Raw genomic sequence first — 21,994 nt, 5'->3', positions numbered from 1 at the left:
TAGTTTTGCTTGGCTGGAGAAGAACCGAAGGCTATGGAAGAACTGCGAGCGCAAACTCAACACCAGCCTGCAGTTCATCCATTTGGCCTTCTTGGCGCTATTACTCAGAAGATCGTGAACAGGTTCTAAGCTTCATCACCGACAGTGCTGCGGATCTCGGACTGGCCCTGCGCACGGCAGAACACCTATGCATCTGCTCCTCGTCGAAGACGACACCATGCTGGCCAACGCCATCTGCGACGGTGTGCGTCAGCAGTCATGGACCATCGATCATGTCGGTCATGCCAATGCCGCCAAGACGGTGCTGGTGGACCATCGCTACAGTGCGGTGTTGCTGGATATCGGCCTGCCGGGCGAGTCCGGGCTGAGCGTGATCCGTTTCATGCGCAGCCACTACGATGCCACCCCGGTAATCGCGCTGACCGCGCGTGGCCAGCTCACCGACCGCATCCGCGGTCTGGATGCCGGCGCCGACGATTATCTGGTCAAGCCGTTTCAGTTCGACGAGCTGATGGCGCGGCTGCGGGCGGTCACCCGGCGCAGCCAGGGCCGCGTGGTGCCCCTGCTCAGCCACGGCGACGTCTGTATGGATCCGAGCAGCCGCAAGGTCACCAAGGACGGCAAATGGGTGGCGCTGAGCGCACACGAATACCGCCTGCTGCTGGCGTTGATGGAACGTGCCGGACGCGTGGTCACCAAGGATCAGCTGGAAGAAGGCATCTATGGCGGCCCATCCGAAGGGGGCAGCAACATGATCGCGGTGTATGTGCACCAGTTGCGGCGCAAGCTGGGCGATGCGCTGATCTCCACCGTCTATGGCCAGGGCTACATGGTCGGAAAGACCCCGGAATGAAGTCGCTGCAGGCACGCATGCTGGCGGCGCTGGCCGCGATCGTTCTGCTGAGCTGGTCCACCTCTCTGTGGATCCTGGTCGCACTGGTCACCCAGGGTCATCACAGCGTGTTCGAGCAGGAACTCAACCTGCTCGGCGATCAACTGCTCGCCACCTTGCCCGACGCGCTCCAGCACCGCTTCGATACGCAGACAGAGCCGCCCGACGCGGCAACCACGCCGACCCCGATCGGCAACCCATCCTCGCGCATGAGCGTGAAGCAGACCCTGATCGCAGTGGTGCTCAACACCGTGCAATTGGGCATCCTGGGGCTATTGATGTGGTGGGCCGTGCGGACCTCGCTGGGGCCGCTGCGCGCCCTGTCCGGCGCCATCGCGCAACGCACCGGCCTGGATACCGAGCCGGTGCCGCTGGCACAGGCGCCCGACGAAATTCGCCCGCTGATCGCCTCCTTCAACACCTTGCTGGCGCGGGTGGAACAAGCCGTCCAGGCCGAACGCGATTTCGTCGCCGATGCCGCGCACGAACTGCGCACGCCGCTCTCGGCACTGCATGCCTACGCCGAGGTCGCATTGCGCGCGCCCACACTGGACGCCAAGGACGCCGCGCTGCGCCAACTGCTGGAAACCGCGCGTCGCAGTAATCGGCTGGCCGAACAATTGCTGGATCTGGCACGACTGGATGCCGGCATCAGTTCAGCCGCCTATCATCAAGTCGAAATGGGCGAGCTAATCTCGCATGTGCTGGACGAATTCAGCGTGCAGGCCGATGCGCGCCAGATGCAGTTGCAGGTTGAGGCATCGCCCTGCCTGGTGCGTTGCGATGTGGATGCAGTGGGCATTCTGATCCGCAACCTGGTCGACAACGCCATCCGCTATGGCCGCCTGCATGGCAAGGTGGAAGTGAGCTGCGGCTATTGTTTGCGCGCTGACGTCCTGCACCCCTTCTTGCAGGTCAGCGATGACGGCCCCGGCGTACCCGAAAGCGCGCAGGCCGCTATTTTCGAGCGGTTTTATCGCGTGCCCGGCAGCGCAGTACAGGGCAGTGGAATCGGGTTGTCGCTGGTCGCCGGCATTGCGCGCCTGCACGGAGCCACGATCGAAGCCGGCGACGGCAACGATGGACGCGGGCTGTGCGTACGCGTGGTGTTTGCCGGCGACCACCCCGCCAGCGCGGCCTGAATCTGCCTGCGCGGCAGTGCGAGGGCACTACGAAACGCGGCTAACCAAACGACTGCGCAACCACGGGCTGGCGCGGCCAGTGCTCGGTGGGGCATGTACCAGCGGCGGCACGTGGAAGCCGCGAGTGCGCACCACGCACAGGCCCAGTGCGACCAACGCGATACGGCCTATCTGATGCGTACAGTGGGGCGCGCGAGCGCCATCCACACCCACCTGATCGCTGCTCGCTCTGTTTTGGTAGTCGCTCTCATGCGGACACCATTGCGTGGTGCACGGCGTATCGCGCTTTCGCCAAGGTGCGCGGTCGTCGCGGTGATCCAATAAGTTCCCAAACTCGCTTGCCTACAGTGCACTCATCGCACGCATCAAGGATGCCTGGTGATGCCTCACTCGATCCGTTCCACCCAACGCCTCCCCAACGCGCTGTCGCTGCCGGTCGTGCAGCGCGCCGCCAACGACCCCGTCGCTGCGCATCCGCTGCCACTGCCTGTCGCATCGGAATTTCGCTGCGGCTTTACCGGCACGCGTAACCGCGACATCTGGTGCGCGTTGCCGGATATCCGCAGCGCGCGCGACACCCGCCGCCTGCAGCACTTGGCCAAGAGCGGCGTGTTGTTCGCCGCCGCAGCGGCCGTGTTCGGGCTAGCGGCTGCCAGCTTTCTGATGCACTGAGCATCAGGTCACGCCAGCGCGCTGCAACTGCATCCATCCGCCTCCCTCCTTCAGGTAGTTCCCCATGTCGGCTTGTTCATTCGTTCGATACTGCGCACTCGCCGTTGTCAGCGTCATCCTGATCGGCTGCGCCAGCACCCGCCCCATGCCCTATCGACAATTGCCATCTTCGAGCTACCTGCGGCCGCACGATGGCAGCCGCGGCGACCGCATGCCGTACGCGTATCACGGCGACGTGGATTGGTCGCGATATCGCACCGCACTGATCGAGCCCGTGAGCATTTACCGCGGCCCCGATGCGCAATTCGAAAACGTGCCCGAGCAGGACAAACGCATGCTTGCCGAGCTCATGCAACGCGAGTTCGGCGAGGCAATCGGCGAGCGCTGGCAACCCGCCACCGCCATCAGGCCCGACACCTTGCGTGTGCGGCTCACCTTGACCGGCGCCAAACCCAGCAAGCGGGTGCTCGGCACCTTCATGAAGGTCGATATCGGCGGCGGCTCCTACAACGCCGTGCAGGCCGCGCGTGGCAGGGAAGGCGCATTCTCCGGCTCGGTCAGCTATGCGGTGGAAATCTTCGACGCGTCAAGCGATCGCTTGCTGGCGGCCTATGTCGAAAAGCAATACCCCAATGCAATGAACATCAAGGCCAGCCTCGGTGCTTATGACGCGGCCAAGGCCGGGATCGGCCTGGGTGCGAAACAGTTTGTCGATGGCATGCGCTAGGCCTTGCTCCTTTTACTGCGTGCGCGATGCCTGTGCGTATCGGAGTGCTCGCACGCGATACTTTCGGGCAGTCCTCTCGCCCAGTGCAGAGTCATCACCGTGTTGGGCGCTTTGTGCAGTGGCATTGCCTTCTTTTACCGGGCCATTGTTCTCCTCGTGGAGGAGAAGGTGCCCCGCGAGGGTAGATGAGGCTCCCTGACAAGCCTCGTCTGGTTGGTGTGGATTGGTGGCAAAGCCTCGTATTGTTCGATAACACGTATGGCGTCGCTCCGTACCCTCAGCCCAATCCCTGTCCCGCAGGAGAGGGGCGTTAGTCAAAGCCGCTGCAACAAAAAAGCCGACGCCGTGAAAACAGCGCCGGCTTTTTCGACATTGCACATGGTTCATGGCGCATGCGCTGCACGCGTCTCACGCTAAGCGGCCCAGGCAACTCACCCTGCGCCGCAGCGTGACAACCTCAACGCGTGACGCGCTTTGCCGCTTTCTTGCCCACTGCCTTGCGCGCGGCGGTGGTCTTTGCCACGGCACGCGTGGCCGGGGTCTTGGTCACCTTGGCGGCTTTCTTCAACGCGGTCTTGGTCACGGCCTTCTTGAGCGGGGCCTTTTTCACTGCGGCCTGCCTGGTCGCGGTTTGCTTGGCGACCGGCGCCTTCTTGGCTGCAGGCTTGACCAACGTCTTCTTCGCTACCGCCGGCTTGGCTGCTGCCTTCTTGGCTGCCTTCTTCGCCGCCGTGCGCGCGTTCACCGTTGCAACGGCGGTCTTGCGTGCGGCGCGCTTGGCGGCGGTCTTGGCATTCAGTGCGGCCGCTTCGGCCCTGGCATTGGCCTTGGCGGTTTCCAGCTTGCGCTTGGTAGTGGCCTTGGTGTCGGTGAGCTTCTGCTTGGCCGCGGCGCTGGTGCTGCTCAACTTCTGCTTGGCGGCCTGCGTGGTCGAGGTCAACGTTTGCTTGGCCGCGTCCTTGGTGGCGGTGAGCTTCTGCTTGGCGGCCTCCTTGGTGGCCGCCAGCGAGCGCTTGGTCTTGGCCACGCTGCGTTTCACTGCGCTGGCCGCAGTGCCGGCGTTTCTGGCCACGTTCTTTTCGACCTTGACCACCGCCTTGCGCGCTTTGGCCACCTGCGTCTTGACCTCTTCCACCGCCGTGCCTGCAGCCTCCTGCACGCTGGCAGCCGCCTCGCTGGCGGTGCTGGCGATGGTCTCGGTCAACTCGGTGGCGGTGCTTTTTACGCTATCGACGGCGTCGGACAGGGTTGCCGTTACACCATTGCCGTTGCTCATAGACCCTCCTTAAGGGCGTCAGTGCGGGAAACTTAGGCGATGCGCGACGGCACGCAACATGCTGAACAGGCATCGGATCAAGCGGACGCTACGCCCGGCCTGCCGGGCTGTCAACGCAATAAGGGCAAGGGATGTGCGGCACTTTCACCGGCAGTTAAATTGCATGCGGGCACTCTCGTTCAGCTTGATTTACGTAGTCAGACGCCCTATTCCTTATCCACCGCGTAACCCGGAATCCGTTCCATGCGACCGCTGCCTACCTTGCTGACTCTTTCGCTGGCCGCTGCCTTCGGCGGCTTTGCCGCCACCGGCATCAACGCCTGGCTCGACAATCGCGCCGAAGCCACACCCCCCAGCAATGCCGCCTTTACCCTGCCGACGGCCGCCGCATTGCCGGCGGCGGTGGCCGGCCAACCTGTGCCGTCGCTGGCGCCGATGCTGCAGCAGGCCATGCCCGCGGTGGTGAGCGTGAACACCAAACAGGTGGTGCGCGTCCGCAACCCGTTCTTCAACGACCCGATCCTGCGCCGGCTGTTTCCGCAGGTTCCGCAGGACCGCATCAACGAGTCGCTGGGTTCGGGCGTGATCATCGATGCGCAAAAAGGGTATGTGCTGACCAATCACCACGTCATCGAAAACGCCGACGACGTGCAGGTGACGCTCGGCGACGGACGCACGGTCAAGGCCGAGTTCATCGGTTCCGATGCCGATACCGATATTGCGCTGATCCGCATCAAGGCCGACAACCTCACCGATATCAAACTGGCCGACAGCAACGCGCTACGCGTGGGCGATTTTGTGGTGGCCATCGGCAACCCGTTCGGCTTCACCCAGACCGTCACCTCCGGCATCGTCTCGGCAGTGGGGCGCAGCGGGATTCGCGGCTTGGGCTATCAGAACTTCATCCAGACCGATGCCTCGATCAACCCCGGCAACTCGGGCGGCGCGCTGGTCAACCTGCAAGGCCAGTTGGTTGGCATCAACACCGCCAGCTTCAATCCGCAGGGCAGCATGGCCGGCAATATCGGCCTGGGGCTGGCGATTCCGTCCAACCTGGCGCGCAATGTCGTCGAGCAATTGGTGACCAAGGGCGTGGTGGTGCGCGGCACGCTCGGCCTGGAGACCCAGAACCTCACCCAACAGATGCTGCAGGGCCTGGGGGTGGATTCGTTGCGCGGCGCATTGGTGACACGGGTGTTGCCGGGCTCCGCAGCGGCGGCGGCAGGCGTGCAACCGGGCGATGTCGTGGTGGCGGCCAACGACCAGCGGGTGGACAGCGCCGAAGCGCTGCACAACTACGAAGGCCTGCAGGCGGTTGGCAGTGCGGTGACCCTGGATATCCGTCGCGATGGCAAGCCGCTCAAACTCAAGGCCACGCTGAAAGAGCAGGACCGCGCCGTCACCGGCGACATGCTGGACCCGCGCCTGACCGGCGCGACCTTCGTCGATCTCCCCGAATCGCTGCGTCAGTCGGGCATCACCGGGGTGATGGTGAGCGAGGTCAAACGCGGCGGTCGCGCTGCCGCCAACGGCCTGGTCGCCGGCGATGTGATCGTGGCCGGCAGCGTGGGCGAGTTCGCCGACCTTGCCAGCTGGCGGGCCAATTTCCAACGTAAACCGCAGCAGCTTGTCGTGCGTATCCTGCGTGGCAATGCGCAGTACGACGCGCTGATGCGTTGACGCACTGTCTACCGAAAGTTGGTTGCACTAACGCCTCCTACACCCCCCCGGTGCTATTGCTACCGCTCGACCGCACGTGAGTGGCGGCTGCCATCAATGACCGAAGGAGATATCGCATGAGCCCCACCAATACCGATCAGCTGAAGGAAAACCTGAGCGAAGCCGGCACCCACCTGAAGTCGGCCGCAAGCGCCGCCGGCGAAGCCGTCAGGGGTGCGACCAGCGCCGCCGGCGATGAGCTCAAGCTCGGTCGCGCCAACGTCAAGGCCGAACTGTCCGACACCGCGCTGGCCGGCATGGCCGCTGCCGAGTTCGGCGGTGCCGCTGCCAAGGAGCAGATCGACGTCCTGGTTGCCAAGGGCAACGATCTGCTGGAAAGCGCCACCGATCTGATCCGCGAGCGTCCGCTGGCCGCCTTCGGCGTTGCATTCGCCGCTGGCTGGGTCATCGCCAAGCTGGCACGCAGCAACGACAACTAAGTCGTGAGCGATCAGGCCTCTCCCGCTGCCGGAACCGGCGCGCCAGACGCGCGCGCGCAAACGCCAGGACTGGACGAAAGCGTACGTGCGGTCGGCGCCGCCGGCCGTGCCACGCTGGGCTCGGCCAAGGACACCAATCGCGCCTTGCGCCGGCTGGTGTCGGCTGATCTGCAACTGGCACGCAGCGCATTCGGGCGAGGCCTGGCCTGGGCCTGCGTGGCCGTGGTGTTCGGTGCCTCGTCATGGTTATTGCTGGCTGGCGCCATCATCGCCCTGCTGCAGCGTGCCGGGCTGTCGTGGTTCCAGGCGATGTTTTTCACTGCGTTGGCGAGTCTGTTGGTGACCGGCATTGCGGCATGGCGTGTGTTCTTCTACTTCGACCATACCGGCATGAATGCGACGCGCCGTCAGCTCATCAAGCTTGGGATTTTCGATGACCCCGGCAAAGACGATGAGGCGGCGACCTCTGCCAGTGGAGCACGTCCATGAAATTTGGAACCTTGCGTCAACGCGTCGAACGCGCCGAATATCTGGTCGAAGGACGTGCGCAGGAAACGCGCCTGCATTGGAGCGAACTCCGCCAGACCTGGCGCGCCGGGTGGTCGCCGCTGCGCATTATGACGGTGGGCTTCGGGCTGGGGTTTGTCACCGGCCGTAATGAACCGCAGGCGGCATTGGGGAGCATCGCCAGCAAGCTTGGCGGTATTCCCAAGCTTCTGCAGATGATCAGTACCATCTCCGCACTGTTCACCGCGCACCGTGCGCAGGAAGCTTCCGAGCAGGCCGAACGTGCGGCAGACAATGCCGAGGAAGTGGCAGCCGACCCGCCGGTGACCGTGGTGCAGGTCCCGGCCGATCGTGCCGCCTGAGCGCGGAGGATATTCACGGCGGCCAGCGCTCTGCGAGGCCGCTGTCGTTGGCGACCGCACATCGGCCTATGCAAGTCATTGATGCACCGGAGCAACCGAGAATCCGTACCACGGCGGATGAACATGTTCGGCTCCGGCGCAGCACGCACGTACTACGCTTGGGGATTGGTCGAAGGAATGACTGCACCACGAACCCGCGGATATGGGCGTCTGCGCCTTCCATTTCTGCAGATGACTGCTCGCCGTGGTTGCTGGCCGATAGCAGCTCTGACATGCGGAGATCGCGCGCCACATGTGGCGACTTAGCTTCGCCGATCGCTGCAATGTCTGGCGGCCATTCGCGCAGCATGCGTGCCATCGCGGTTGGCAGCTTGCGGCATCATCGTGGGGGCAGTGGCAATCTCACATCGACGACCGACACTGCGCACCGCGACCTGCACAAGGGCACATGCGGCCGAGTTCGCCAGACTAGCCTTCGCTCGCTGACATCCTGCCCACAGGCCCTGTGCGCGCCGTTGACGCATTGCGCCGATAATGGCGCACCGCTGGCAGCACGCCAGTCTGCTGTCAGGGCGCGCATGTCTCTTCCCGTCGACTCACCGGATGCCGCCACCGCGGCAGATTCGCTTCCGCCCGCACCGGCGCCCCGCCCACGCGCGCCGGCCTCGCTAGTGGTGCTGGCCACGCTCGCCGTTGGTTACACGCTATGGGCGGCGCAGACGATCATCCTGCCGATCATGCTGGCCGCGTTTTTCGCGCTGATCGGCAACCCCATCCTGCGGGGTCTGCGCAAGCTGTATATCCCGCGGTTTCTCGGTGCCTTGCTCATCCTGTGCCTTGGCCTGGCCGGTACCGTCACGCTGGCCACGCAATTGGCCGGCCCTGCCGCCGAATGGGTACAACAGGCACCACGGCAGATGCGCCAGATTGCGCGCGATGTGCGCGATCTGACCAAGCCGGTGATGCAAGCCAACCAGGCAGCGGAAAATTTTGCACGCGCGGCCGGTGGCGAAGGCCAGCGCGGCGTGCAGATCGTGCGCACGCAGATGGACGACCCTTACAAGGCACTGGTCCGCACCCCAAAGCTGGCGGCCTCGGTGCTGGCGGTAGTGCTGCTGACGTTCTTCTTCATGGTGTATGGCGAAAGCCTGCAGCGGCATGCGATCGCCTTGCTACCGAACCGTCAGCAGCAACGGTTCACCACCGAGATCATGCTGGACATCGAACGCGAGGTCTCGCGCTACGTGCTTACCATCAGCGTGATCAACACGCTGGTCGGACTGGTGTTTGCCGGTATTTTGTATGTCCTGCAGATTCCGCTACCCGAAGCGATCCTATGGGGGACGGTGGTCGCATTGCTGAATTTCGCACCGTATGTCGGCCCGTTGATCGGCGTGATGCTGATGCTGTTGATGGGTTTTGTGGAATTCCGCACCACCTTGTCCTCGCTGCTACCGGCGATCCTGTACCTGGCGCTGCATACCATCGAAGGCCAGGTGGTGACACCGATCGTGCTGGGCCGACGCATGGCGATCTCACCGCTGATGCTGATCCTGGCGCTGATGCTGTTCGGCTGGCTGTGGGGCATGGTCGGCCTGCTGCTGGCGGTGCCGTTGCTGGTCTGCATCAAGATGGTGTTGAGCCGGGTGGACGGGATGCAGCGCTGGGCCCGGCTACTGGAGTAGCCGCGAATGGGGAATCGGGAGTTGGGAATCGCAACAGCAGAGGCGCCGCTCTACCCATTCTCGATTCCCGACTCTCCATCCCCGGCATTACAATCAGGCGATGAGCTTCCACATCCGCGCCATCACCCTCGACCTCGACGATACGTTGTGGCCCTTTGCGCCGATCGGGGCGCGGATCGATCAGGTGCTGTACGACTGGATGCGCGAGCACAGCCCGGTCACTGCCGAGCGCTTTCCGGTGGAGGCGATGCGCGAGCTGCGTGAGCGCAGCTTTGTCGACAACCCGCACCTGCATCACGACCTCAGCGCGCTGCGCCGGTTGACGTTGGAAATGGCGTTGCGCGAGAGCGGCGGCGATCTGGCGTTGCTGGAGCCGGCCTACGAGGTGTTCTATGCGGCGCGTAACCAGGTGGAATGCTACCCGGATGCGCTCGACGCGCTGACGCGCATTGCCGCCCATGTGCCGGTGGCCGCGCTCAGCAACGGCAATGCCGATCTGCAGCGCATCGGGCTGATGCACCACTTCGCGTTTCAATTGGGCTCGCGCGAACACGGCAGCGCAAAGCCCGACCCGAGCATCTTCCTGGCCGCGTGCGCCCGGCTCGAGGTGCCTCCCGCGCAGGTGCTGCATGTGGGCGACCACGTGCGCATGGACGTGCTGGGCGCACTGGATGCCGGCCTTCGCGCTTGCTGGATCAATCGCGAAGGCGCGGTGTGGTCGCACCCCACCCAGCAGCCGGATCTGCAATTCGACAGCATGACCGGGCTGGCCGATTGGCTGGACGCACAGCAGCCGCATCATCCGGGCCCTATGAACGCCGGCATCACCCTTCCCGCCTGAGCCACTGCGCGCGGCGCACGGCGCTGCACTTGAGGATTTCCATGTCGCATCTCACCGGTTTCATCGATCCCAACGCCGCAGCCTTGCCGCTGTATGTGCTCGACCGCGAGGGCTTTACGCGCTGGTGCGCGGAGCAGCCCACCCGCGTGCTGTCGTGGGCGCAGGCGCAGCGTTTCGATGCCGCGCCGGGCAGCGTGCTGTTGTTGCCGGGCGACAACGGGCTGGCCGGGGCGATCCTGGGTATCGGCGACCGGGCCGATGCCTACGCCTACGCGCATGCGCCGATGGCCTTACCGCCGGCCACCCGCTGGATGCTGGCCAACCCGCTGAGCGATGCCGAGCAGGCGTTGCTGCATCTGGGCTGGGGATTGGGCGCCTATCGCTTTTCGCGTTATCGCAAGGTGCCGCGCGCGCCGGCCGAACTGGCTGCAACGCCATCGGCACAGACGCGTGCGCTGATCGAGGCGTGCCTGCAGGTACGCGACTGGGTCAACACGCCCACCGAAGACATGGGCCCGCAGCATCTGGAAGAGGCCACACGCACGCTGGGACAAGCGCATGGTGCACAGGTCGATGCGATCGTCGGCGACGCGTTGCTGGCGCAGAACTTCCCCACCATCCATGCCGTGGGGCGCGCCTCGCATCGCGCGCCGCGACTGATCCAGTTGCAATGGGGTGACACGGCGCATCCGCATCTGGTGCTGGTCGGCAAGGGCGTGTGCTTTGACACCGGCGGGCTGGATCTGAAGCCAGCCGATGGCATGCGCAACATGAAAAAGGACATGGGCGGCGCGGCGCATGCCTTGGCGCTGGCCGGATTGGTGATGGCGCAGCAGTTGCCGGTGCGGCTGACGCTGCTGATTGCGGCAGTGGAGAACGCGGTGGGCCCGGATGCATTCCGCCCTGGCGAAGTGATCACCACCCGCGCCGGCGTGTCGGTGGAAGTGGACAACACCGATGCCGAAGGGCGCCTGGTGCTGTGCGATGCGCTGAGCTATGCGACCGAGCAGCACCCGGATCTGATCCTGGATTTCGCCACGCTCACCGGCGCGGCACGCATCGCGCTGGGCCCGGACCTGCCGGCGCTCTTCGCCAACGACGATGCGCTGGCGCAGGCCTGGATCAGTGCCGGCGAACTGACCCGCGACCCGGTGTGGCGCATGCCGCTCTGGCGCCCTTACCTGCGTTATCTCAATAGCCATGTGGCCGACATGGCCAACGCCGGCTCGCGCATGGCCGGCGCCGTCACCGCCGCGCTGTATCTGGAACGCTTCGTGGCACCCGGACAGCCGTGGGCGCATCTGGACGTCTACGCCTGGAACGACAGCGACCGCCCTGGCCGCCCTGCCGGCGGCGAAGCGCTGGCACTGCGCTCGGCGTTCGCGATGCTGCAGCAACGCTACGGCGGTTGAGCGTGGCGAGCGCTGCAATCAGGCGTTCGCTCGCCCGGCAACTAGGATCGAATGGCATTGTCTAGGCTGCCTCGCGCCCCAGGCATCACATCCAAACGCACGCCAGGCATTGCCCGATCTCATCATGGCCTCACTACGGCGAGCTGCTTCAATCAAGGCAACAGACACGCATATACCCAATCGGACATCTGGAAGGCGGGCAATGGCGCGCTCATTCGCCTCCGGCGGTGTTGAATCTACAGACCGCACCGTGGCAGTTCCCGGCGGAAACCGTGCAATATTCGAGCGCCTGAACGCATGCATGGAGCCGCCGTACTACTTGCTGTATCTCTTCTACATGTCGCGGGGCGAGGCAGAACCAGGCCGCTACCAAAGTCCTGCGCTGGAACGCTTCGACGTCAAAGCGTTCTGATCATGGTTTGGCGCATTTCTTTCCGCAGATGCGCGCTATGACCTATGGGCGCATTTGCCGACTAGCCAAGCGACGGTGGTATGGGACCGCCATAACCAGTTGTTTGCCTACAGCCCTCTCGCACAGTTTTAAGCTGCATTGCAGGCGATGGGTTTCACCCGAGCGACAACCGTGGTCCCCACACCGCACGAACATCATTATCGCCCTGAGTTTGATCAGTTGGTCAAGTAACCACTGACGATGTTCGATTGATCGTTTTCGCCGCTTCGCAGCGAAAATACGCAATGAAGAGAGGCGGATGAGCGAAACTCTGTCGCCCGCAGCATCGCTTGACTGATCAAGGCATCCGATCTCGATGAGTGACTTACCTATTACAACGGCCGATATACATGGACGGGGGCGCGTCTTCGCCATGGCGCCTGACGACCCTGATGGCGCTGCCATGATCGCTCGAAAAATCAAGCATCCCTGGTACCGGTGCCAGGCGCTGTCGCGTGCCGCTGAATTCTCCTCTGGCGCCAAACGCACTGCCCTTCTCAAAGCAGCGATTGAGGCTGCGCACGAACAAAGCGAACCGAATCGCATCGTGACGGTTGCCTCCTGGCCGGTCGCCGTGATGGCCGAAGGATCGCTGGCGCAGGCTGCAGATGTGATTCGTCAGCTACTTGGCATTGCAGAAACTGAGCCACACAATCTTCGACGAGCGCATGCTCTGCAGGCACTTGCGCGCCGCGTTTCCCATCTTCCGGAGCTGCTTGAATTGATCGTCCCGGCGCTAGCTGCGGCCATCCTTGGTGGAGGCGGCCCGCGCATTGACCGCGTCATCCGTGACACCTTCGGACTGGTGAGAACCACCAACCCAGAACTGCTCTACAGCTTGGCTCTCCATCACAAGGCCAACCAGCAACAACAAAAACTCCTGGCATCTATTTGAGAGCCTCCAGGCCTGTGCGCTGGTGTGGACTAGCACCACATCGATTGCGCTTCGTTCATAGCTGCAGCGGTATGTGTGCGTCGCGCTGACGCCTCCCCACCTCCGCGTTCCGTCACACGCCCAAGGCAGCCTCTTCCGGATGATGCGGCACCGGCGTGCTTGGCTGCGGCGACCAAGCCGTCGCCATGCGACAGTACGTACGCCGTTCCAGACCCAAGACCGGAGCCAGCCATGACGTTGCCACCTCCTTCGCCCCCGCGCGCACGCAGCCCCGTACTGCCGTTGTTGGGGATTGCCGCCATTGCCGGCGGCATTGCGCTGGCGTTTGCCTGGACGGCCGGCTGGATCGGTGGCGACCGGCTCACTGCCGCACGCATGACCGACACCATCGAATCCAGCGGGCCGCCGCATCCTGGCTTCCGCCGTGCGCATACCAAGGGCGTGTGCGTGAGCGGGCAATTCCAGTCCAGCGGCAAGGCCACCTGGCTGTCGTCGGCACGCATCTTCAGCCAGCCCAGCACGCCGGTGCTGGGGCGCATGTCGATCGGCGGCGGCGATCCGCACGGGCCCGACGGGCAGGCGCGCGTGCGCAGCATGGCGCTGCTGTTGCGCAGCGACGATGGGCAGGAATGGCGCACGGCGATGAACAGTTTTCCGTTCTTCGTGGTCGCCACGCCGGCTGGCTTTCAGGCGCTCAACGTGGCCTCCAGGCCGGACCCGGCCACCGGCAAGCCGGACCCCGAAAAACTGGCGGCGTTCGGCAAGCAGTATCCGGAAGCGGCCAAGTTCCAGCAGTGGGCCAAGACCGCGCCGTGGTCGGACAGCTGGGCCAATACGCAGTACAACGGCGTCAATGCGTTCCGCGCGATTGCCGCCGATGGGCGCGAACGCTACATCCGCTGGTCGATGCGCCCGCATACGCCATTCAAGGAATTGAACGCCGAACAACGCAAGCAGGCCGATGGCGATTTTCTCGCCACCGACCTGGACGCGCGGCTGGCGCAGGGGCCGTTGCGTTGGGACATGGTGCTGACCATTGCCGAGCCCGGCGATGCGGTGGATGATCCGTCGCAGCCGTGGCCGGACAGCCGCAAGCAGATCGTGGCCGGTACGCTCTCGATCGAGCGTGCGCAGCCGCAGGCCACCGGCCCGTGTCGCGATCTCAATTACGACCCGTTGATCTTGCCCAAGGGTCTGGCCGCATCGAATGACCCGATACTGGCGGCGCGCTCGTCGGTGTATTCGCAATCGTTCAATCGCCGCGAACACGAGATCGCCAATGGCACGGGCAGCGCCGCCACTGGCCAGGGAGCACGCCAATGAACCGCCGCACCCACTTCAATCTGCCGGCGCGCGTGCTGCATTGGCTGATGGCCGCGATGATCCTGACCATGCTGTTCGTCGGTGTCGGCATGGTGGCCTCGGTGACGCAGCGGCCGTGGCTGATCGATCTGCATCGCCCGCTGGGCATCGCGATCCTGATCCTGGCGGTGCTGCGCTTGATCAACCGTTTGCGCAACCAGCCTCCGCCGCTGCCGGCCGACCTGCCGGCATGGCAGAAGGCCGCGGCGATCGCCTCGCACTGGCTGCTGTATGCGTTGATGCTGGGCATGCCGCTGATCGGCTGGGCGATGTTGTCGGCCGGCGGCTACCCGATCGTGCTGTGGCCGGGCGCGAACCTGCCGCCGATCGCACCGCACGACCCTGCGCTGTATGCCTGGCTGCGCAGCGCGCACGGTTGGCTGGCGTATCTGTTATTTACCACCGTGTTGGGGCATCTGAGCGCGGCGTTGTTCCATGCCTGGGTGCGCCGCGACGGGGTGTTTTCCAGCATGGCGCGTGGGGAGCGGTCTGCGCGGTGATGGGTGGGTGTTGGCACCCTCTCCCGCCGGGACATTGTCCTCCTTTATGGGGGAGAAGGCGCCCCGCAGGGGCGGATGAGGGTGCGGGCAAAGCATCGGGTTAACCGCCATCTGGAGTGGCGTTGCCCCGTAGCCTCACCCCAACCCATCTCCCGGCAGGAGAGGGGCTTTGAGTTCCCTTCTCCCCTCGGGAGAAGGTACCCCGCAGGGGCGGATGAGGGTGCGGACGAAACATCGGGTTAACTGCCGTCTGGAGTGGCTTTGCCTCATACCCTCCCCCCTCTCCCGAGGGGGGAGGGCTAGTGCTGGCGTTTTGTTTTGGCCGCTGGCGCAGATGATTCGATGCCCTTGCCGGTGGCGGCCCAATAGATCCCACCGTACAAATGCTCCAGGTAGCGTGGGTCGTTATAGGCTTCGGCCAGATGGCCTAGTGCAGTGGCGAAGACGCGGCCACCTTCGAAATGGTGGTACCACGCCACCGGGTGCTGTTGGCCCATGCCCTTGGCGACCTGGCCCGGCCAGATCAGGGTGGGGTCGTAACTGCGTTCGTCGACGGTGAGCAGCGTGACCAGATCGTCGCTGTAGGGCGGATCGTATTCGTACCATTCGTCGCTCCACACCCAGCGCTTGGGCAGGCCGGCAGTGGCCGGGAAATTGGCGTCGGCCACATCCACCATCGCCGTTTGCATGTAAGGGTGCGTGCGGAACGAGCGGCCGATCATGTGGTCGTACCACTCCCAGTCCCCGCGTTTGATCGCAAAGGCCTTGTGCACCGCAACCACGCCGCCGCCGTTACGCACGTATTTTTGAAAGTTGGCCCGCTGCGTCGGGTCCAGATCGGTGGCCGGCGTATTGAGCAATACGATGGCCGCGTATTGCGACAGGTCGCCATCGAACGCCTTGGCGTTCCACGCCCATACCATCTCGACATAATGCTTGCGCGCCATCGCTTCGAATTGCGGCTTGGCCACGGGGATATAGTCGTGGTGATACTGGTTGGGAATGGCAGCCACCAATATCTTGTATTGCTCGGCGGAAGCGTTGAAGGCGCACACCAGCAGCAGGCCCGACAGCCACAGACATTTCATGCATCGCTCGCCGTGTTTTCGATGCTGTGCAGTGTACCTGCGCGCGGCTGGCATGCTTTGGCCGGCATTTGGAATCGCTGTGGATCGCTTGCCGATGTAACGGATGCCACCGCTTCAGTGGCTGCAGCCTGGTGCGATCGCATCGCTTCTGCGAGCAACGCCGCACCCGGCAACGCAAGGCCCACGCGCGCAGACGCGATCCGTCGAACGGTCGCGCTACAACCAGCCCTTCTGCCGCGCTAGGCGATAGGCTTCGATGCGATTGGCCACGCCCAGTTTGCCGATGCATTCGGACAAGTAATTGCGCACCGTGCCGTGCGAGAGCTGCAACTGTTGGGCAATCTCGCTGGCGGAGCGGCCTTCGCCAGCCAGCCGCAGCACGGTTCGTTCGCGTTCGCTCAAGGGGTCTGCTTCCACCCACGCATCGATGGCCAGCTGCGGGTCGATCACTCGCCCGCCGCGATGCACCTGCCGTAACGCATCGACCAGTTGTTCGGCGGGCGCATCCTTGAGCAGATACCCGGCCACGCCGGCATCCAGCGCACGGCGCAAAAATCCCGGACGCGCGAACGTGGTGACGATCATGACCCGTACCGGCAGCGCCTGCCGCTGGATCCGCTGCGCCAGTTCCAGCCCGGTCAGGCCGGGCATCTCGATATCGGTGACCAGCACGTCCGGCTGCAGGCGCTGCAGCTCGCGCCATGCGCTTTCGCCATCGCCGGCGCTGCCGACCACCGCGATATCGTCCTCCAGCCCGAGCAAGGCCACCAGCGCGCCACGCAGCAAGGCTTGGTCTTCCGCCAACAACACCCGGATCATCGGTCGCGCTCGTATGCATGCAACGGTTGCGCACAATAACAGCGCCGACGCATGCCGTGCACTTGGCAGCGCAACCAGGGCGCGTTAAAGCGACTGCGGCATCACCGGCGGCGACGGCGTTGCGGCAACGACCGCAGGCCGCGGCAACGGCAGACTGGCGCGCAATCGCATGCCGCGTGGCAAGGCCTGCACATCCAACGCGCCACCCAGGCTGTGCAGGCGTGCGCGCATGCCGTCCAGGCCGTTGCCAGGCACGATCACGCCACCGCGGCCGTCATCGGTGATCTCCAGCACCGCCTGCTCGCCGTGCGCGTGCAGCTGCACACGCACGCGTTTTGCCTGGGCGTGGCGCTGCACATTGGTGGCCGCCTCGCGCACGACCAACGCAAGCGCGGTTTCGTGCTCGGGCGGCAACGCCAGTGGCTCCAGTTGTTGCTCCAGCGCAATGCCGTCCAGGTCCAGCAGCACGCGCGCCGATGCCAGTTCGGCAACCAGGCCGGCAGAACGGATGCCGGTGACCGCGCGTCGTACCTGCGCCAGCGCCTCGCGCGAGACCTGCGCCACCGCATCGATCTCGTTGCGTGCGGCCTGCGGGTCGCGCTCGATCAGGCGCGCGGCCAGATCGGATTTGAGCGCCACCAGCGACAAGGTGTGGCCAAGCAGATCGTGCAGGTCGCGGCCGATGCGCTCACGTTCGGCGGTGGCCGCCAGCCGACGGACTTCGTCCTGCGACAGGCGCAGCAACGCGTCCTTGCGTTCGTTGATGCTGTACACCGCGCCCACGGCCGCCATGCCCAGCACCGTCACCGGCATCCACACCAGCGCCTGCATGCTCAACCCGAGCCAGCGCGCCCAGCTCAGGTACAAGGCGTTCATCAGCAGCAACATCGCAAAGTGCCGCCACAACGCATGCCGCGTGGAGGGGCGCAAGGTCAGGCAGGCGAAGACGAAATAGCTGAGCCCCGCCGAGTACACCGGCAGCAAGGCAGCACTCAGCGCCGCCATCGCCCAGGCATAGCGGTACAAGGTGCCGCGCGGCGCCAGCAACATGCGTGCGTAGAGCAGCACAAACACCGGATAAGACGCCAGCGTGCACAACAGCCAGGTGCTATCGTAGCCACGCGCAGAAAACGCCGGCACCACGAACACCCAGGCCGACCAAAACAGGTGCACGCTATCCATCCACGGCGATTGCCCCTGCGCCAGCCGCGCGGCAACCTGCGAACTGGCGGCGGGACGAAGCCATGCGGGAAACCGGAGGTGCATCAGCGAAGATCCGTGTGGGTGAGCGGATTCTGCCACTGCCGGGCCCGTCTGCGTGCGGCTGCGCGCAGGACGATAGGGGTGAGCGGCCTCATGCATGCTGCTGGTAACTGCTGCGATGCGATCGCCCACCGAGGCTGCAATTCGCCTGCGCAGGCGCAAGCCAGACACGCGCGGTTCGCATATGCAAGGAAAGCATGCCGGTCACGGGTTGCCGAGGAGCCTCCAGCATGGCCGCCCGCAGCATTGGCGCACTAGTCGCCGATGTCATGATTTGCAGATGACAGCTGTCACTGGTGAGCGCGCCGCGCTGACCGCATGCTGCGCACCATCTGGCGGCGGCATCGGCGCATCGACCGTTCGTCGCCCCACCGCAGTTGGTGACTTCCGGCAGCTTGCGGCGTCGCCCGCAGACCGGTCACATTTCGCGCAGCCTTCCGTCCTGGTCATCGATGAACACTTCCGCCGATCTGCTCAAGCAACTCCGCATCGACCGCCAGCGCTCCGCCACGCCGCCGCCCGCCCGCCGTACCGGCTGGATCCTCGCCGCAGTGATCGTCGTCATCGTATTGGCCGCCGCCGCGTGGTGGTTCACGCGCCGCCCGATGGTGAAGGTGCAGACCGCGCCGGTGGTGGCGATCAGCGCCGGCAGCAGCAGCGCATCGGTGCTGGACGCCTCCGGCTATGTGGTGGCACGACGCATGGCAACCGTGTCGGCGCAGGTCACCGGCAAGGTGCGCGAGGTGATGATCGAGGAAGGCATGCGCGTCGAACAAGGCCAGGTGATGGCCACGCTCGACCCGCTCGATGCCGATGCGCAGCGTAGTTTGTCGGCCTCGCAGTTGTCGGCCGCACGCAGCCAGGTCGACAACATGCAGGCGCAGCTGGCGGTGGCCAATGCCGATGCCACGCGCCTGCAATCGTTGGTGGGTGCGCAGCTGGTGTCGCGTTCGCAATACGACCAGGCCATTGCGCAGCGCGATGCCTTGCGCGCGCAGCTGCAGAACGCCCAGCGCAACGTGCAGGTCGCCTCCGACCAGCTGGCCATTGCCGGTATCCGCTCGGACTTCAATGTGGTGCGCGCGCCGTTTGCCGGCGTGGTGACGGCCAAAGCAGCGCAGCCTGGCGAAGTCGTCTCGCCGTTGTCGGCCGGTGGCGGCTTCACCCGCACCGGTATCGGCACCATCGTGGACATGGAATCGCTGGAAATCGAGGTGGAAGTGGGTGAGTCCTACATCGGCCGCGTGCAACCCAAGATGCCGGTGGAAGCGGTGCTCAATGCCTACCCGGAGTGGAAGATTCCAGGCGAGGTCATCGCCATCATCCCCACCGCAGACCGCGGCAAGGCCACGGTGAAAGTGCGCGTGGCGCTCAAGGTCAAGGACCCGCGCATCGTGCCGGAAATGGGTGTGCGGGTCAGCTTTCTGGAGCAGGCCAAACCGCAGCAGGCAGCCAGGCCGCAAGGCGTGCGCATCCCGGCCACCGCACTGGTGGAGCGCGACACGCGTACGGTCGCGTTCGTGGTCGGCGAGCACAACACCGTCAGCGCGCATGCCGTCACCACCGGGATGGTGATGGGCGAAGACAGGCAGGTGCTCTCCGGCCTGGCCGCGGGCGACAGCGTGGTACTGGATCCGCCGCAAGCCTTGAAGGATGGCGACAAGGTGACCGAAGCAGAGCCGAACGCGACCGAGTAACGCACACCCAAAGACAGCGCACGCAGCAACCGCTCAACGGGCACGGAAAAGGGCGTTGATGGAAACGGCAGCGGTGCAGGCGCCTGCGCCGCGCTGCGACAGACGCCGTTGAAATCCAGTCACGCGGTGGCGACTGTGTGCTTGCGCATCTGCGGTTGCGATGTTCGTCAACATTTTCAGCCAATGTCGCCGCACGCACGTTTCAGGCATCGGCAACGTGCGCCGTACATGGGTCGTCACAGCAGTCGATGCCTTGCCTGCACCCGCCACATCGCTTCATCGCATTTCAGCTCGCCGTGTCACTGCAGTGCCGCATCACATCCGCAGTCGCTCTGCGCACTGCTTCATCTCTTCCATCGCACCGCCAGGAGTTGCCATGTCCGCTCTCGTCAGTTTGCGCAACATCACCAAGACCTACCAACGCGGGCCCGAGCAGGTGCAGGTGCTGCACGGCATCGATCTGGAAATCGCCAGCGGCGACTTCGTTGCGTTGATGGGCCCGTCCGGGTCGGGCAAGACCACCTTGCTCAACCTGATCGGCGGGCTGGACAACCCCAGCGGGGGTGAGATCGAGATCGAAGGCGAGCGCATCGACCGCATGAGCGGCGGTCAGCTGGCGACCTGGCGCAGTCACCACGTCGGTTTCGTATTCCAATTTTACAACCTGATGCCGATGCTCACCGCGCAGAAGAACGTGGAGCTGCCGTTGCTGCTCACTTCGCTCAATGCCGCCCAACGCAAGCGCAATGCCGAGATCGCATTGACCCTGGTCGGCCTGCAGGAGCGCCGCAACCATAAGCCCAGCGAATTGTCTGGCGGACAGCAGCAACGCGTGGCGATTGCGCGCGCAATCGTCTCTGATCCCACCTTCCTGATCTGCGACGAGCCCACCGGCGATCTGGACCGCCACAACGCCGAAGAAATCCTGCGCCTGCTGCAGGAGCTCAACCGCGAACACGGCAAGACCATCGTGATGGTCACCCACGACCCCAAGGCCGCCGAATACGCCACCCACACCATCCATCTGGACAAGGGCGAGCTGGCCGACGCGCCGCTTGCACTGTAAGGGAGCGCTGCCATGAAGTATCTCTCGCTGGTATGGGCGCAATTGTTCCGCAGCAGGACCCGCACCTTGCTGACCTTGCTCTCGGTGGTCGCGGCGTTTTTATTGTTCGGCATGCTCGATTCGGTGCGCGTGGCCTTCACCTCCGGTGGCAGCGTCAGCGGCGTGGACCGGCTGGTGGTGGCATCGCGCCTGTCGATCACCCAATCGTTGCCGATCACTCTGGAAAACCAGATCCGCAGCGTGCCGGGCGTGCGCGATGTGACCTCGGCAATGTGGTTCGGCGGCATCTACCGCGACCCGAAGAACTTCTTCCCGAATTTTTCGGTGGCGCCCAATTTCTTCGATGTGTACAGCGAATATCAGTTGCCCAAGGATCAGCTCAAAGCCTTCCAGAGCACACGCACCGGCGCGATCGTTGGTGAAAGCCTGGCCAAGGAAAATGGCTGGAAGATCGGCGACACCATCCCGCTGCAGGCCACCATCTTTCCGCGCGGCGGCAGCAACGACTGGCCGCTGCAACTGGTCGGCATCTTCCGCATGAAAGACCGCACGGTGGCCGCCAACCAGGAACGCCAGTTGATGATGAACTGGAAGTACTTCGACGAGTCCAACGACTACATCAAAAGCAGGGTGAGTTGGTACACGGTGACGCTGCGCAATGCCGACCAGGCATCGCGCGTGGCGCAGGCCATCGATGCGTTGTCGGCCAACTCCGACCATGAAACCAAGTCGCAGACCGAGTCGGCGTTCCAGCAGGCCTTCGTCAAACAGTTCGCCGATATCGGCCTGATCGTCACCTCGATCATGGCCGCGGTGTTTTTCACCTTGCTGTTGCTGACCGGCAACACTATGGCGCAGGCCGTGCGCGAGCGGATTCCGGAGCTGGCCACGCTCAAGACGCTGGGCTTTCAGGACCGCACCGTGCTGAGCCTGGTGATGGTGGAGTCGATGTTGCTGATCGGCCTGGGCGGTTTGATCGGCATGGGGCTGGCGGCGCTGGTGATCCCGGCGGTTGCCGCGCGCAGCGGTGGCCTGATGCCGACCCAGAGCGTGCCGCTGCAGACCTGGTTGGTCGCGGTCGGGCTGATGGCCGGTATCGGCATCGTGGTGGGTGTGCTGCCGGCATTACGCGCGCAGCGCTTGAAGATCGTCGATGCACTCGCCGGCCGCTGACAGGA

22 protein-coding genes, 1 other RNA gene and 1 pseudogene are annotated in these 21,994 nt (G+C 64.5%); 20 read left to right on the top strand and 4 right to left on the bottom strand.

What is annotated here, in order from left to right; translation table 11 throughout:
• From F7R02_RS05150 to F7R02_RS05125, 6 genes and pseudogenes are all read left to right on the top strand, one after another.
• Nucleotides 1–118, top strand: a pseudogene (locus tag F7R02_RS05150) (IS5/IS1182 family transposase); the annotation flags it as partial.
• A 69-nt stretch (nt 119–187) separates the two neighbouring features.
• Nucleotides 188–853: a response regulator transcription factor gene (locus tag F7R02_RS05145; RefSeq protein WP_005914362.1), complete on the top strand. Its 666-nt coding sequence runs from the start codon at nt 188–190 to the stop codon at nt 851–853.
• The gene (locus F7R02_RS05140; protein WP_005914360.1) at nt 850–2,034 is read left to right on the top strand and encodes a sensor histidine kinase; all 1,185 of its coding nucleotides are present in this window, start codon (nt 850–852) and stop codon (nt 2,032–2,034) included. Before F7R02_RS05145 ends, F7R02_RS05140 begins: the two co-directional genes overlap by 4 nt.
• A 174-nt stretch (nt 2,035–2,208) precedes the next feature.
• A non-coding RNA gene (locus tag F7R02_RS05135) (sX9 sRNA) lies at nt 2,209–2,277 on the top strand.
• A gap of 138 nt (nt 2,278–2,415) precedes the next feature.
• Nucleotides 2,416–2,706 (top strand): hypothetical protein, encoded by a 291-nt coding sequence (locus tag F7R02_RS05130; protein WP_005932284.1) that lies wholly within the window; start codon nt 2,416–2,418, stop codon nt 2,704–2,706.
• A gap of 64 nt (nt 2,707–2,770) precedes the next feature.
• Complete coding sequence (locus F7R02_RS05125; protein WP_078584637.1) at nt 2,771–3,433, top strand: DUF3313 domain-containing protein; 663 nt, start codon at nt 2,771–2,773, stop codon at nt 3,431–3,433.
• A 457-nt stretch (nt 3,434–3,890) separates the two neighbouring features.
• Here F7R02_RS05125 and F7R02_RS05115 read toward each other — a convergent pair whose 3' ends face one another.
• On the bottom strand, nt 3,891–4,709 hold the full coding sequence (locus tag F7R02_RS05115; protein ID WP_078590431.1) for a histidine biosynthesis protein HisIE: 819 nt from the start codon (nt 4,707–4,709) through the stop codon (nt 3,891–3,893).
• 243 nt (nt 4,710–4,952) lie between these two features.
• On the opposite strand from F7R02_RS05115, the gene F7R02_RS05110 reads away from it, so the two are divergent.
• From F7R02_RS05110 to F7R02_RS05060, 11 genes are all read left to right on the top strand, one after another.
• Nucleotides 4,953–6,389, top strand: coding sequence for a Do family serine endopeptidase (locus F7R02_RS05110; RefSeq protein ID WP_014091313.1), 1,437 nt, complete (start codon nt 4,953–4,955; stop codon nt 6,387–6,389).
• 116 nt (nt 6,390–6,505) lie between these two features.
• Entirely contained in the window at nt 6,506–6,868 is a 363-nt protein-coding gene (locus tag F7R02_RS05105; protein WP_005914354.1) for a hypothetical protein, read from the top strand.
• A gap of 3 nt (nt 6,869–6,871) precedes the next feature.
• The gene (locus F7R02_RS05100; protein WP_078590430.1) at nt 6,872–7,357 is read left to right on the top strand and encodes a hypothetical protein; all 486 of its coding nucleotides are present in this window, start codon (nt 6,872–6,874) and stop codon (nt 7,355–7,357) included.
• On the top strand, nt 7,354–7,737 hold the full coding sequence (locus tag F7R02_RS05095) for a hypothetical protein (RefSeq protein WP_003486554.1): 384 nt from the start codon (nt 7,354–7,356) through the stop codon (nt 7,735–7,737). Before F7R02_RS05100 ends, F7R02_RS05095 begins: the two co-directional genes overlap by 4 nt.
• Nucleotides 7,738–8,315: 578 nt before the next feature.
• Entirely contained in the window at nt 8,316–9,422 is a 1,107-nt protein-coding gene (locus tag F7R02_RS05090; RefSeq protein ID WP_078590437.1) for an AI-2E family transporter, read from the top strand.
• A 100-nt stretch (nt 9,423–9,522) separates the two neighbouring features.
• On the top strand, nt 9,523–10,263 hold the full coding sequence (locus F7R02_RS05085) for an HAD family hydrolase (protein WP_078590429.1): 741 nt from the start codon (nt 9,523–9,525) through the stop codon (nt 10,261–10,263).
• Between the two features lie 41 nt (nt 10,264–10,304).
• A complete protein-coding gene (locus F7R02_RS05080) occupies nt 10,305–11,675 on the top strand; it encodes a leucyl aminopeptidase family protein (protein WP_005932270.1) in 1,371 nt (456 codons plus the stop codon).
• Between the two features lie 202 nt (nt 11,676–11,877).
• Nucleotides 11,878–12,087, top strand: coding sequence for a hypothetical protein (locus F7R02_RS26855; RefSeq protein ID WP_235857455.1), 210 nt, complete (start codon nt 11,878–11,880; stop codon nt 12,085–12,087).
• Between the two features lie 355 nt (nt 12,088–12,442).
• Nucleotides 12,443–13,021 (top strand): hypothetical protein, encoded by a 579-nt coding sequence (locus F7R02_RS05070; protein ID WP_033480434.1) that lies wholly within the window; start codon nt 12,443–12,445, stop codon nt 13,019–13,021.
• A 231-nt stretch (nt 13,022–13,252) separates the two neighbouring features.
• Nucleotides 13,253–14,344 carry a catalase family peroxidase gene (locus F7R02_RS05065; protein ID WP_011052659.1) on the top strand — a complete coding sequence of 364 codons (1,092 nt, stop codon included), beginning with the start codon at nt 13,253–13,255 and terminating at the stop codon, nt 14,342–14,344.
• Nucleotides 14,341–14,883, top strand: coding sequence for a cytochrome b (locus tag F7R02_RS05060; protein ID WP_033484852.1), 543 nt, complete (start codon nt 14,341–14,343; stop codon nt 14,881–14,883). The genes F7R02_RS05065 and F7R02_RS05060 overlap by 4 nt, the downstream gene beginning before the upstream one ends.
• Before the next feature lie 299 nt (nt 14,884–15,182).
• On the opposite strand, the gene F7R02_RS05055 is transcribed toward F7R02_RS05060, so the two are convergent.
• The 3 genes from F7R02_RS05055 to F7R02_RS05045 all read right to left on the bottom strand — a co-directional run bounded on the left by F7R02_RS05055 (nt 15,183) and on the right by F7R02_RS05045 (nt 18,056).
• Complete coding sequence (locus tag F7R02_RS05055) at nt 15,183–15,971, bottom strand: ThuA domain-containing protein (protein ID WP_016850766.1); 789 nt, start codon at nt 15,969–15,971, stop codon at nt 15,183–15,185.
• Between the two features lie 216 nt (nt 15,972–16,187).
• On the bottom strand, nt 16,188–16,790 hold the full coding sequence (locus tag F7R02_RS05050; RefSeq protein ID WP_003486570.1) for a response regulator transcription factor: 603 nt from the start codon (nt 16,788–16,790) through the stop codon (nt 16,188–16,190).
• Between the two features lie 84 nt (nt 16,791–16,874).
• Complete coding sequence (locus F7R02_RS05045; protein ID WP_005914343.1) at nt 16,875–18,056, bottom strand: sensor histidine kinase; 1,182 nt, start codon at nt 18,054–18,056, stop codon at nt 16,875–16,877.
• Nucleotides 18,057–18,505: 449 nt separating this feature from the next.
• Here F7R02_RS05045 and F7R02_RS05040 point away from each other — a divergent pair, with 449 nt between their 5' ends.
• The 3 genes from F7R02_RS05040 (at nt 18,506) to F7R02_RS05030 (ending at nt 21,989) form a co-directional block, all read left to right on the top strand.
• Nucleotides 18,506–19,750: an efflux RND transporter periplasmic adaptor subunit gene (locus F7R02_RS05040; protein ID WP_167520971.1), complete on the top strand. Its 1,245-nt coding sequence runs from the start codon at nt 18,506–18,508 to the stop codon at nt 19,748–19,750.
• A 376-nt stretch (nt 19,751–20,126) separates the two neighbouring features.
• Nucleotides 20,127–20,816 carry an ABC transporter ATP-binding protein gene (locus tag F7R02_RS05035; RefSeq protein WP_005914341.1) on the top strand — a complete coding sequence of 230 codons (690 nt, stop codon included), beginning with the start codon at nt 20,127–20,129 and terminating at the stop codon, nt 20,814–20,816.
• Nucleotides 20,817–20,828: 12 nt separating this feature from the next.
• A complete protein-coding gene (locus tag F7R02_RS05030; RefSeq protein WP_078590428.1) occupies nt 20,829–21,989 on the top strand; it encodes an ABC transporter permease in 1,161 nt (386 codons plus the stop codon).
• Nucleotides 21,990–21,994 lie beyond the last annotated feature (5 nt).

The sequence above is a fragment of the Xanthomonas cissicola genome (assembly GCF_008801575.1).
Lineage (GTDB): Bacteria > Pseudomonadota > Gammaproteobacteria > Xanthomonadales > Xanthomonadaceae > Xanthomonas > Xanthomonas cissicola.
This window is presented reverse-complemented; position numbering and strand designations above follow the sequence as displayed.

Coding starts and splice junctions, on each gene's coding strand:
- F7R02_RS05145 (WP_005914362.1), top strand. CDS start 188: ATGCATCTGCTCCTCGTCGAAGACGACACCATGCTGGCCAACGCCATC.
- F7R02_RS05140 (WP_005914360.1), top strand. CDS start 850: ATGAAGTCGCTGCAGGCACGCATGCTGGCGGCGCTGGCCGCGATCGTT.
- F7R02_RS05130 (WP_005932284.1), top strand. CDS start 2,416: ATGCCTCACTCGATCCGTTCCACCCAACGCCTCCCCAACGCGCTGTCG.
- F7R02_RS05125 (WP_078584637.1), top strand. CDS start 2,771: ATGTCGGCTTGTTCATTCGTTCGATACTGCGCACTCGCCGTTGTCAGC.
- F7R02_RS05115 (WP_078590431.1), bottom strand. CDS start 4,709: ATGAGCAACGGCAATGGTGTAACGGCAACCCTGTCCGACGCCGTCGAT.
- F7R02_RS05110 (WP_014091313.1), top strand. CDS start 4,953: ATGCGACCGCTGCCTACCTTGCTGACTCTTTCGCTGGCCGCTGCCTTC.
- F7R02_RS05105 (WP_005914354.1), top strand. CDS start 6,506: ATGAGCCCCACCAATACCGATCAGCTGAAGGAAAACCTGAGCGAAGCC.
- F7R02_RS05095 (WP_003486554.1), top strand. CDS start 7,354: ATGAAATTTGGAACCTTGCGTCAACGCGTCGAACGCGCCGAATATCTG.
- F7R02_RS05090 (WP_078590437.1), top strand. CDS start 8,316: ATGTCTCTTCCCGTCGACTCACCGGATGCCGCCACCGCGGCAGATTCG.
- F7R02_RS05085 (WP_078590429.1), top strand. CDS start 9,523: ATGAGCTTCCACATCCGCGCCATCACCCTCGACCTCGACGATACGTTG.
- F7R02_RS05080 (WP_005932270.1), top strand. CDS start 10,305: ATGTCGCATCTCACCGGTTTCATCGATCCCAACGCCGCAGCCTTGCCG.
- F7R02_RS26855 (WP_235857455.1), top strand. CDS start 11,878: ATGGCGCGCTCATTCGCCTCCGGCGGTGTTGAATCTACAGACCGCACC.
- F7R02_RS05070 (WP_033480434.1), top strand. CDS start 12,443: ATGAGTGACTTACCTATTACAACGGCCGATATACATGGACGGGGGCGC.
- F7R02_RS05065 (WP_011052659.1), top strand. CDS start 13,253: ATGACGTTGCCACCTCCTTCGCCCCCGCGCGCACGCAGCCCCGTACTG.
- F7R02_RS05060 (WP_033484852.1), top strand. CDS start 14,341: ATGAACCGCCGCACCCACTTCAATCTGCCGGCGCGCGTGCTGCATTGG.
- F7R02_RS05055 (WP_016850766.1), bottom strand. CDS start 15,971: ATGAAATGTCTGTGGCTGTCGGGCCTGCTGCTGGTGTGCGCCTTCAAC.
- F7R02_RS05050 (WP_003486570.1), bottom strand. CDS start 16,790: ATGATCCGGGTGTTGTTGGCGGAAGACCAAGCCTTGCTGCGTGGCGCG.
- F7R02_RS05045 (WP_005914343.1), bottom strand. CDS start 18,056: ATGCACCTCCGGTTTCCCGCATGGCTTCGTCCCGCCGCCAGTTCGCAG.
- F7R02_RS05040 (WP_167520971.1), top strand. CDS start 18,506: ATGAACACTTCCGCCGATCTGCTCAAGCAACTCCGCATCGACCGCCAG.
- F7R02_RS05035 (WP_005914341.1), top strand. CDS start 20,127: ATGTCCGCTCTCGTCAGTTTGCGCAACATCACCAAGACCTACCAACGC.
- F7R02_RS05030 (WP_078590428.1), top strand. CDS start 20,829: ATGAAGTATCTCTCGCTGGTATGGGCGCAATTGTTCCGCAGCAGGACC.